This is a genomic window from Marinactinospora rubrisoli, from assembly GCF_042664915.1.
GTDB classification, from domain to species: Bacteria; Actinomycetota; Actinomycetes; order Streptosporangiales; family Streptosporangiaceae; genus Marinitenerispora; species Marinitenerispora rubrisoli.
The window spans coordinates 83544-95075 of the sequence record NZ_JBHTBH010000012.1; the positions used below are offsets into that span (position 1 = coordinate 83544).

Annotated in this window: 5 protein-coding genes; 2 read left to right on the forward strand and 3 right to left on the reverse strand. The window is 76.4% G+C overall.

The genetic code is table 11. From position 1 onward, the window contains the following. Positions 1-105: 105 nt before the first annotated feature. Positions 106-1920, reverse strand: coding sequence for a hypothetical protein (locus tag ACFQRF_RS22415; RefSeq protein ID WP_379873130.1), 1815 nt, complete (start codon positions 1918-1920; stop codon positions 106-108). Between the two features lie 1804 nt (positions 1921-3724). Here ACFQRF_RS22415 and ACFQRF_RS22420 point away from each other — a divergent pair. Continuing rightward, the gene (locus ACFQRF_RS22420; protein ID WP_379873131.1) at positions 3725-4363 is read left to right on the forward strand and encodes a protein kinase family protein; all 639 of its coding nucleotides are present in this window, start codon (positions 3725-3727) and stop codon (positions 4361-4363) included. A gap of 98 nt (positions 4364-4461) precedes the next feature. Here the strand turns inward: ACFQRF_RS22420 and ACFQRF_RS22425 are convergent, their stop codons facing one another. Together ACFQRF_RS22425 and ACFQRF_RS22430 are read right to left on the reverse strand one after the other, a co-directional pair. Next, positions 4462-9045 carry a DUF5682 family protein gene (locus tag ACFQRF_RS22425; protein ID WP_379873132.1) on the reverse strand — a complete coding sequence of 1528 codons (4584 nt, stop codon included), beginning with the start codon at positions 9043-9045 and terminating at the stop codon, positions 4462-4464. A 286-nt stretch (positions 9046-9331) separates the two neighbouring features. Then, positions 9332-10525, reverse strand: a complete 1194-nt coding sequence (locus tag ACFQRF_RS22430) for an ATP-binding protein (RefSeq protein WP_379873133.1) — start codon at positions 10523-10525, stop codon at positions 9332-9334. A 168-nt stretch (positions 10526-10693) separates the two neighbouring features. Here ACFQRF_RS22430 and ACFQRF_RS22435 point away from each other — a divergent pair, with 168 nt between their 5' ends. Further along, the gene (locus tag ACFQRF_RS22435; protein ID WP_379873134.1) at positions 10694-11476 is read left to right on the forward strand and encodes an alpha/beta fold hydrolase; all 783 of its coding nucleotides are present in this window, start codon (positions 10694-10696) and stop codon (positions 11474-11476) included. Positions 11477-11532: the final 56 nt, after the last annotated feature.

The window sequence follows — 11532 nt, forward strand, 5'->3', positions numbered from 1 at the left end:
CGTGACAGCGGGGACGGCCGGTGGCCACGGCAAACACGCCCGGGCAGGCCCGAAACACCGGCGGATGGCCGGATGTGGCCGCGCGGGAGGCTCCGGCGGCGCCGGCTACGCCGGTACCGCCAGCCACGCCCGCTGGTCGAGGGACGCGCGGGCGGCGTCGGCGTAGGTCATGGCCGCCAGCCAGGCGAGCGCCAGCCGGTCGGGGCCGGGGGCCACGGATTCTCCCGTCGCGGTGCGGCGGCGCTCGCGCGCCGCGGCGGCGAGTTCGGCCAGCAGGTCGGCGGCGGTGGGCAGATGCGCGCGGCGCAGCCGGGCGGCGGTGGCGCCGGCGCCGATGAGGGCGGCGCGACCGCCCTCGGCGAGCCGGCGGAGGGTGCGTTCGTAGCGGTCGAGCGGCGGCTCGACCGGCGCCCCCGCGTCCGGGGCGGAGTGTGCGGGAGGCGGGGGCGCCGCCCGTCCGGCGGGCGCGGTCAGGTGACCGGCGGCGATCTCGTCGAGGTCGAGATTGATCCGGCCGGCCCACGCCGCGGGAAGCCGCTGCCCGGCGGGCACGGCGGCCGCCACCGGACGGATCAGCCCCGGTCGGCCGCGCACCGGCCGCGCCACCAGCCGGAGCGGCAGTCCGGGCAGCGCCGCGAGCCGGGTCAGGTTGGCGGCGAGCGTGCGGTGCAGCGTTGCCGGTGGCGGAGTGCGCAGCACCCGGCTGGTGCCGCCCTCGACGGCGAGCAGTTCGCCGTGGTCGCCGGAACCGGCGACGGTGGCGTCCAGGAACAGCAGGTCGGCGCCGGTCCGGCCGCCCGGGGTGGCGACGGCCGCCAGCGCGCGGGTCAGCTGGGCCGCGAGCGGCTCCGTCCACAGCTCCGTGAGCGGCGGCTGCCACCAGGTCACTCCGGCCGAACCGCTCGCGGTGGTTCCGGTGCCGGAACCGAGCCGTCCGTCGGGGCTGGCGGTGACCCGCTGGGCGAACACCCCGGTTCTGCCGAGTTCGTGGTGCGCGAGCGAGAGCCCGCCGAAGGCGACCCCGGTCCGGTAGACCGCCCGCACCCGGTCCGCGCGCCCGGGGACGACGTCGCCGATCCGCCACAGCACGGGTGAGCCGTCGCCGTCCGCCGACACGACGTGGCTGACCACGCCCGCGTAACCGGAGCGGGTCACGACGCTCTCGCTCGCCAGCCCGTACAGCCTGAGGGAGCCGAGTTCGGCGTAGTCACGCCGCCCGGTGCCGACCTCCGCCCGGGTGGGGGCGGGCCGCGGCCGGTCCGGACCGCCGCCCAGCCGCCACGCCACGTCGAGGAGTTCGGCGAGCGTGGCGGCGTGGCCGTCGAGCGAGAACCGGGGTGTGGGCTGGTCGCGCAGTCCGGTGGCGGCCGCGGCGCAGAGGGCGGCGAGCCGCGGAAGGCGGGCGGCGCGGGAGAGCGCGGAGGCGCGCAGGAGTTCCGCGCGATGCAGGGAGTCGGTGGCGCGAACGCCGGTAGCGAGCACATCGGCGGCGGCTTCCCAGGCCAGCCGGGCGGCGGCGAGCGCGTCGGCGGAGAGGTCGACGGCCGTGTCCAGCCGCGGCGCGACCGGACCGGCCGGGGCGGCCGAATCCGCCGCGCCGTCCCCTGACGGTTCGGCGGCGGCGTCGGCGGCCTGCTCCGCCGCCTCCAGGACGCTGAGGACCGCCAGCAGGTGCAGGCACCGCGGGCTCAGCAGGCAGCCGCAGCAGACCTGCTCCGTCCCGGTGAGCAGCGCCCCGGCCAGCCGCACCGTTTCAGCGCCGGCCGCGATCTCCCACCCGTCGCCCTCCCGCCGCCACTCCCAGCCCTCGGCGACGTCGGGTTCGGCGTCGAGCCGCCGGCGCACCCGCGCCGGGGCGGCGGCGAGCAGTCCGGCGAGCAGTCCGGCGGCGATACGCGGGCGGTCGGGGCTGGCGGTCATGTAGGTCTCCGCGGGGTGTCGGCTGCCCGGGAGGTTAGCGGGTGGCGGCGACGGTTTCCGCTTTCGCGGATCTCATCGGCGGCTGCGCTCCGTGCCGGGCGGACCGGCCGGGTATTGCCGCCGCACGCCGGTCCCGGCCGCGCTAGGCGGCGAGCATCGTACGTCACGCGGTTCGCGGTGGCCGTACCGCACGGCTTTTCCAGCGGCCTGGACGTCACCACAGGTGCGGGGTGGTGTCGAGCAGTGGCCCGGCGACGATACACGGCGGGCCGTCGCGAGCAGCGGTCATGGGGCTCCCCGCGAGATGACGGCCGCCCGGGACATCGGCGGGCAGCGCCGACGGACCCCGGCACTCACGGACTCATCGCAGCGTAGAAACCTCCGTCATTCCGGAGCCATGCGGCCGACGGGCCGACAGGCCGCGAGCATCGGGAGAAGTCGCACATCATGAGGTTCGTTGTGATCGGGGTGCCCGGGCGGTGGCCCTGCTGCTCCAGGGGCGTGGACGCCACCACGCGCGCGGGAAGGTGACGAGCACGTCCAAGAACAGCCCGGCGACGATACACCGAGGACAGTCACGAGCAGTGGTCATAGGGCTCCCCGCGAGATGATGGCCGCCCGGGACGTCGGCGGGCAGCGTCGACGGCCTCCGGCCTTCGCGGATCTCATCGCAGCATCCGAACCACCGTCGTGCCGAAGGAGCCGCGCGCCCGGTGCGCCCGGCAGGCCGCGAGCACCGGAAAAAGGCGCGCATCATGCGATTCGCAGGGACCGGGGGTCAGGGCACCCCGCGCACCACGACGCGGCCGGGTCCGTGTTCCGCGTTCACGGAGGCAGGCATATCACCCGCCCGGAAGCGGAAGCCGCCGTCTCCGAGAACCGCCCGACCTTGACGGCTGCCCTGCTGGGCATCTCATCGGCAGCGTGCAGCCCCCGGGCATGGACGTCATCACCTACGCGAGATGACGGCCACCCGGGGCGTCAGCGAGCGACTCCGACGGACACCCGCCCTCATGGGCCTCATCGCAGCGTACGAACCTCCGTCACGACGAAGGAGCCACGCGCCTGGTGGACCCGGCAGGCCGCGAACCCGGAAAAGGCGCGCATCATGCGGTTCGCGGGGACCGGCGACCGGAGATCGGGGCACGATCCCGCGCACCGCAACGCGGCCGGGCATCGGCCGCTCCGCGTTCACGGAGGCGGGCATATGCCCGGAGGCCGCCGTGTCCGACGCCGACGGCCTCGTCCGATCCGACGAACCGCCCGACCTTGACGGCTCCCCTGCTGGGCATCTCATCGGCAGCATGCGGCCGCTGCCATGCCGACCGGCGTTACACGCGATTTGCCCCGCTCAGGCCGCCACCCAGGCTTGGGCGTCATCACCTGCCGGAACTCTTCGCGAGATGATGGCCGCCCGGGGAGGCGAGCGGTCGGCGCCGATGCCCTTCGCGCCACGTGGATTCCGCCGCCATCACGAAGTTCCGTCATCTTCAAGGTGGCCATGACACGTGAGCCGCCGGATTCGGGCGCGTCCGGGCGACCGGCAGTGGTCGGATCGACTGGGCGGAGCCGCCCAGGGACGCAGCGGCCTCGATCGAGCGGCTGCTCGGCGGCAGCGTCGTGGAGGCGATCAGCCGGCCCGGCGGCTTCTCCGACGGTCTGGCCGCCCGCGTCGCCCACGGCCGGTGCGTCTTCGTCAAGGCCGCCGACCCACGCACGGCCCCGGCGGTGGCGGACTTCCACCGCCGGGAGATCGTCGTCTCCGGCAGGATGCCGAGCGGAGCGCCGGTGCCGCGCCTGCTGGATGCGCGACGACGGGGACTGGGTGGCGCTGGTGTTCGAAGAGGTTCCCGGGCGGCTGCCCGCCCAGCCGTGGCGGGGTACCGAACAGGACGCGATACTCACGGCGATCAGTGATCTCGCGGAGGCGTTGACTCCGTCACCGGTCGACGGGGGGCTCCTGCGCGGGCCGCGTCTCGGAGGGTGGCCGAAGTTCGCGGACGCGCCGGGCGCCGCCGGGTTGGCGGCTCTGTCATCGTGGGCGGAGGACCACATCGGCCTTCTCGTGGCTCTGGAGGAGAATGCGGTCCTGGCCGGTGACACACTCCTGCACGGGGACCTGTACCCCTTCAACGTTCTGGTGACGGCGGATCGGGCCTACGTCGGCGACTGGCCGCACGCGTGGGTCGGGCGCACGCACTGCGCTGCGGTCACGCTGATCTCCGGCGCCTCGCTCGGCGGCGTGGATCCGCGGGCGATCGCCGACGGCCATCCCTTGACCCGTGATCTCGATCCGGGCCGGATCAACGAGATGCCGTCGTTGCACGCGGGCTTCCTGCTCCGCGCCGCCACGTCGGCGGGCCCGGCGGCCGGCCGGCGGCTGGCGCACGCGATGGCCGCGCTGGCACGCGTTTCGCTGCGCTGGCTGTGCACCCGGCTGTGAGGTGGCGCGGCTGCTCCGGGGAGGGAGGAAGAACCTCTCCCGGCCGCCGTTGAACCGACGCGGACCGGTGTGTGACCGGGCGCCGGGCAACACGCGCGTCACCCGCGCACCTTCTCGCCGATCCATCCGGCCAGTTCCTCGGGGGACAGCGCGGCCACCGGCATGCCCGCCGCGACGAAGCGTTCGGCGATCGCGCGGTTGTACACCGGCGCGCCGGTGCCGTCCAGGGCGGCGAGTCCGAGCAGGTGCGCGCCGCTTTCCGCCAGGGCGCGGACCTCGGCGAGGGTGCGGGCGAGCCGGCCGCCCTCCTCGAAATCGGTGATCAGCGCGACGATGCTGCGGCTGGGCACGCGCACCCGGCCGCGGACGTGGGCGAGGCCGGCGCCGATGTCGGTGCCGCCGCCGACCGAGACCTCCAGTAGCAGGCCGAGCGGGTCGGGCACCCGGTCGGTCAGATCCATGACCTCGGTCGAGAAGGCGGTGAACGACACGCTGAGCGCGGGCAGGCCGTGCAGAATCGACGCGACGAGGGCCGCGTAGATGGTGGAGCGCTCCATCGACCCGGACACGTCCACGACGATGTGCACGTGCCAGTCCGCGCTGCGCCGCGCGCGCGTGCGGAACAGCGGCCGTTCCGGGACGAGCAGCAGGGTGCCGTCCGGCCCGGGACGCGCGGTGTGCAGGTTGGCGCGCACCGTCCGCCCGAGGTCGATGGGGCCACCGGGCCGCCGGGTGGGGCGCGGCACCGCCAGGCCGGAGAGCGCGGGACGCATCCGGCGGGCGAGTTCGGCGGTGAGCCGCCGGATCAGCCGGTCCGCCAGGCGGCGCAGCCGTGCGAGGTGGGACTCGGGCAGCGCACCGCGCAGCGCCAGTACCTGTTCCAGCAGGTCGACGGAGGGGGTGACCCGCTCCGGGTCCAGACTGAGCAGGGCGTCGACACGCCCGCGCGCCGCCGCGCGGCCGAGGACCTCCTCGCGGACCCGGCTGCCGAACACCGCCTCCAGCTCCGCCGCCCACTCGCGGGCGGCGGGGCGGGGCGCCTCCGTCCCGCCGCGGGTACCCGTCGGCAGCCCGCCGCTCCCGCGCGAGCCCTCGCCATGGCCGTTCCCGTACAGCTCGTCCAGCGCGGCACCGGCCCGCCACGCGATTCCGGAGGTCCGCTCGCGCTGCCGGCCGAGGATGAGCCGCCACCGGTCGATCGGGGAGATGGCCGACGTGGTCCGCGAGACAACATCGGGTCCGGGACGCCGCCTGGCCGTCCCGTCACCGGCCGTCCGATCTCCGGCCAGGGCGGCGGCCGGACCGCTGTCACCTGTCCGGGAGGCCGCCCGGCGGGCCGGAAGCTCCTCCTCACCCGGCACCGCCCTCGGTGGGCCGCCCGCTCCGTCCGGCTCCTGCGCCGTCTCTCCCACCGCCGTCTTCGACGCGGCCACCGACGGCGCATGCCGGTGAGATTCGCGGCCGAGGGGAGTCCCGCCGGTTCCCGCCGCTACCACCGGAGTGACCGCCGGATCGCCGCCACCGACGGGGAAGGTCACCCGCTCGCTCGCGACCTCTTCCCCCGGCTCCGCCCCTGGCGGGCCGTCCGGCCCGTCCGGTTCCTGACCCATCTCCCCCACCGCCGTTTCCGGGGCGGCGGGTGTCAAGGGACCCGCTGCGCGTCTCGGGCCGCTGTCCCCCGGCAGCGCCTCCAGCGGGCCATCCGCGTCGTCGGCCGGATGTCCGCCTCGGGGCTCCAGCCCTCCGTCCGACGCGGTCCTTGCCCCACCGACCGGCCCGGCCTGCGAGTCCGGGGTGATGCGGGCCGACGCAGCGGCCACGCGTCCCGTGCCGGACGGCTTCGGTTCACCGGTGCCCTCCGCGCCGCGGCCCGGCGGGGGTGGACCGGGGCGGGCCGCCCGCTGGGCGTCCAGCCCTTCGGCACGGCCGTCGGTCAGGACCGTTTCATCCGGCCGCAGGACCGGCTCGTCCGCTCGGTTCGGCCGATCGGGCGGTCCCCCGGCCGGAACCGCCTCCGCGCCTAGGCCAGGTTCCGCTGTGCCGAGGCCGCCGGGCCGCCTGGGCGCCGCATTGTCGTGCCCGGCGTCCGGGTCGGCCAGCGGGTCGGGGTGCACCGACCCCGCCGCACCGTCGGCGGCGCGCTCGGCGTCGGCCGTGAAGCCCGGCAGCAGCGCCTCCACGGCCGCCCGGGCGGCGACGTCGGCGGCGGCCCACGCGGCGCGCTGCTCGGGAGTGACGTCGGTGTCGACCTCGTCGATCGTGCCGAGGCGGTCGGCCACCGCTGCGAGGAAGCGGTCGCGGGCGGCCGTCGACAGCGTTTCGAAGCCGTCGCGGAGCGCCGGAAGCCGGGTGAGGAAGCCGGGGTCGGGCCAGTGCTCGACCCGGGCCGCTAGCAGGTCGAGGACACCCGGGTCCCCCTCGATCACCGGGGACGCGACGGTGAGCGCGCCGGCCAGCCGGTGGGCGAGGGCCGCGCCGCCGCTGCCCCCGTCCGTGGCGGAACCGGATCGCGCGGTGTCGGTCGCGTCCAGCCACCCGGCGAGGCGGGCGCCGAAGGTCGCGCGGGGCAGGCCGTCCATGAGGACCAGCGCCGCGGCGCCGGCGCCCTGGGCAAGCGGGCCGCCGTCGCGGGCGAGGCGGTTCAGCCGCCACAGCAGGTGTTCGGCGCCCACCGCGCCCGGGCGGTCGGCCTGGCTCTGGACGAGCCGCACCACCCGGAGCAGCGCGGCGGCGTCGGCCGGATCCGTGGAGCCGGCCACCCCGGCCACCGCGCCCACCGCGGACTCCACCAGCCGCGAACGCAACCGGTCGAGCGCCGTGAACGGCGCGGCCGGGCCGCCGGCCGCCGTGTCATCCGCCTCGCGGCCGGGCGGGTCCGCCGATCCGGCGGCCGTTCCCCGGCGCATCCCGGGGACCTGCCCCGAGACGATGCGTTCGACGTGGTCGTGCAGGTCGACGGCGTCGGACAATCCGGCGCGCGGCAGCACCTCGGTGTCGATGCGCTCGACGAGGCCGGCGACGAGGCCGGGCAGCGCGCACTCCGCCGCCGAGGTCAGCAGCCGGCCGGCGGCCTCGGGGGTGAGTTCGCCGGTCGGCGTGCCGGTGTCGGCGCGGGCCTGCGCGGCGAGCCTGCCGTGGGCGGCCTGTTCCAGCGTGACCCCGTAGCAGGCGGCCAGTTCGAGGGTCGCCGCTGTGGTGGCCCGCCAGGCGGCCCGCCAGTCCCGGCCGAGGGCCTCGGCGCCGCCCACCCCGGAGAGCGAGCGCTCCTCGGCGTAGCCGACTCCGGCCGCGCGCAGCCGGCTCAGCGCGATGTGCCGGGCACGGTCGCGGTCGGACCGCAGCGGGTCGAGGCGGAGTTCCCGCTCGCCGCCCCGGTCGCCGGGCCCCGGGAGGCCGAGCTCGGCGAGCAGCGCCTCGACGTGCCGGCGGAGCCCCGAGGCCGGGGCCGCGGGAGCGGGCGCGCCGCGCCGGTCGCCGACCAGCTCCTGGTGGGCGGCACGGGCGACCGCGCGGGCGCGGCCGAGCGGTTCGCCCTGCGCGAGCGCGCTGGTCAGCCCCTCCACGAGTTCGCGGCGGCCGGGTGCCGCGAGCCCGCGCAGTGCGGCCAGGTCCCGGGCCATCCGGAACGCCGCTGCCGTGTCGGGCACTCCGGCGACGTGCCCGTCCGCGCGGAGCCGCGCGGCGATGCCGGCCGCCCGCCGGGCCGCGGCCGTCTCGACGAGGTCCGGCCGCCCGCCGGCGGCGAACACGTCCTGCTGCCATTCGGGGTCGCGGATGCCGGCGGGGTAGCCGGAGCGGGAGTCGAGGAGGCCGAACGTGTAGGGGATCAGCGCGGTCGTCACGCCGGTGGCCGGGTGGCTGCCGGGCTCGGGGACCGGCACATCCGCCGTCGGGGGCAGCTCCTCCGCCGTCGCGGCGTCGGCGACGCCGGGCAGCAGCGCGGCTGCGTGGAAGGATCCGACCACCGCCACGGGACGCCGGGCCCCCGTCTCGGCGGTGATCTCCGCCAGGCGGCGGCGCATCCACGCCTCGCGCACCAGGTCGCGTGGGGTGACACCGCCGCGCAGCCGCTCGTCGCAGCGGTTCAGCCAGCCCATGGCGAGGGCGGCCCGGCGGATCCGGCCGGGGTGGACGCCGTAGGCGGGCCCCTCCACCATGCGGTCCCACAGCTCCTCGGCGTCGGTGACGCCGCGGGCGCGCATGACCGCGGCGAGCGGCCCGCTGGCGCGGTCGCTCCGGGCGACCGGCTCGCCGTGCACCGCCACGCCGGCGGGGAGGTCGATGGCGCGCACCGGGACCCCGTGCCGTGCGGCCCACCGCACGGCGGCGAGTTCCGGCGAGAAATCGGCGAACGGGTAGAAGGCGGGTGTTCCGCCCTCGGCATGCCCGACGACCAGCGCGACGGGCGCCACCGTGTCGGGGTGGGCGAGCCAGGGCAGCCAGGGCTCGGCCTCCAGCGGAAGCTCGACGCAGACGACGTCGGGATCGGCCGCCGTGAGCAGTTCCGGAATCGCCGCCGCGAGCACCGGGGAGTGGTGCCGGACGCCGATCAGCAGCGGGAGCCTGCAGTCCACGAGCGCGTCCACCGCCGCGTCCGGGTCGGGGCCGCCCGTGAGCGGCCCGTCTTCGGGTTTCCGGACGGCGTCGGCCGGACCCGGGTGTGTGTCCGCCGGGGTGTTCACCTGTTCGTCTCCAAGGTCGCGCGCGTGATCGTCGGCATGTTCGAGTGGGTGCGCTGCGGAATCGCGCTCTCGGGCACCGGGCGGCACCGCCTCCAGGGTGGTGGTGCGGGACGCCGGACGGCCCGGCCGGACCCGGGGACCGCGGCGCGCGGAAAGCGTCTCCACGTTCCCGGACACGGGCGGGTCCCGCCGGCGCCGGGCGTGGTGGGAACGCGGTGCACACGGACACCCAAGACCGTCCGGGTGCCCGGCTGAGCAGAGCCCCGGGTCCAAGGCCCCCTCCTGCTCACTCTCCAGGAACGCCCTCGCCCAGGACGTGCCGCAGCTCGTACAGCCGCCGCCACAGCCGGGCGCCGCTCTCGGCGCGGTGCCGCACCGTGCCGTCCCAGTAGGCCAGCAGCCGGCCCTGGTCATCGGGGTCGTCCTTGCGCACGGTGCCCAGCAGGTAGCCGGGCAGGAGCGACAGTGGGTCGGCGACGCCGAGGTAGGCGGCCTGCAGGCCCAGCGACGTGGTGACGCTGACCGCCTCGGCGGTGCTCATGACGGTGGTCGGCCGGTCCACGGGCCAGCCCTCGGCGGTCCGGCCGGAGCGCAGGTCGCGGAAGGCCGTGACGAGCGCTTCCAGCACGGCGTCGTCCACGGCGGTCCCGGCACCGTGCCGGTGCAGTGCCGCGCCCGCCTGGCGGCGGACGAGCTCGACCTCGGCGTCGAGGTCGCCGATGGGCGGCACGACCTCGAAGTTGAACCGGCGCTTGAGGGCGGCGCTCATCTCCGACACCCCGCGGTCCCGCAGGTTCGCCGTGGCGATCACGTTGAACCCGGGCGCGGCGAGGAAGTGCCCGGCCTCGTCGCCGTCCTGGCCGGCGAGTTCGGGGACCGCCATGCGCCGGTCGGAGAGGATGGACACCAGCGCGTCCTGCACCTCGGGCAGGCAGCGGGTGATCTCCTCGACGCGGGCCACCCGGCCGGTGCGCAGCGCGGTGAGCACCGGCGAGGGTGCGAGCGCGTCGGGCGTCGGCCCCTTGGCGAGCAGCAGCGCGTAGTTCCAGCCGTAGCGCAGGTGCTCCTCGGTGGTGCCGGCGGTCCCCTGCACGGTGAGGGTGCCGCTGCCGCTGACCGCGGCGGCCAGCAGCTCCGACAGCATCGACTTGGCGGTGCCCGGCTCGCCCACCAGCAGCAGCCCGCGCTCGCCGGCGAGCGTGACCACGCTGCGCTCCACCAGGCCGCGGTCGCCGACGAACTTGGGCGTGATCTCCAGGGAGGCCGGCAGCCCGTCGACGGGCTCGGCGAGCCGCAGCCGTTCCCCGCCGCTGCCCACCACGAAGGTGACCACGGCCCGTGGGGTCAGCCGCCAGCCCGGCGGCCGGGGCCCGGTGTCGTGGGCGGCGAGCAACGCCAGCTCGTGGGCGTACCGCCGCTCGGCGGGCTCGATCTGCACGGCCGCGCGTTGCCGTTCGGCTGATTGGGGGGTCTGCTGCACGGTGTCCTCTGCCGTTCACTCGCCACGGAGGCTACTGATCAACCGTTCACTCGCCACGGAGGCTGTCCTGATCCGTCCGGGCCGACGGTAGCGGCCACCGACGACAGCACCGTCCCCTTCGGCTCCGGTCGCGGCCCGGAGAAGCGGCTCCTCTACACTCTCCGAGCGATGACCAGCTTCGCGAAGGGCCCCGACGGCGCGCACATCGCCTTTCAGGCCGAGGGGTCCGGCCCGCCCCTGCTCCTCCTCGCCGGACAGGCCAACAACCACCGCTGGTGGGATTCCGTGCGCGGCGACTTCACCGCGGCGCGCACCACCATCTCCCTCGACTACCGCGGCACCGGGGACAGCGACGCGCCGGACGTGCCGTACAGCACGCGGCTGTTCGCCGAGGACGCCGTCGCGGTGCTGGACGAACTCGGTGCCGACCGCGCCGACGTGTACGGCACGTCGATGGGCGGCCGGGTCGCACAGTGGATCGCCGTGCACCACCCGGAGCGGGTCCGCCGGCTGGTCCTCGGCTGCACCTCGCCGGGCGGGCGGCACGCCGTCGAGCGGACGATGGAGGTGCGCAGGTCGCTGGCGGCGCCCGACCGCGACGCGGCCCGGCGGGCGCTGATCGACCTGATGTACACCCCCGCCTGGCAGGCGGCGCACCCGGGCCCCTACGGGACGCTCGGCGACCCGGACATCCCGCCGCACGCGCGGCGCGGCCATCTGGTCGCGAGCGCCCGCCACGACGCCTGGGACCACCTCCCGGCGATCCGCGCCGCCACCCTCGTCATGCACGGCACCGAGGATCTGCTCACCCCGGCCGTGAACGCCCGCACGCTCACCGAGCGCATCCCCGGCGCGCGCCTGTTCCTCATCGAGGGGGCCCGGCACGCCTACTTCGAGGAGTTTCGCGACACCGCCGGTCCGGCGGTGCTGGACTTCCTCACCTCCGGCTGACCGCGGCCCGCGGCCGGGCGGCGCTCCCACCGCACGTGCCATCGCGGGCCACGCCC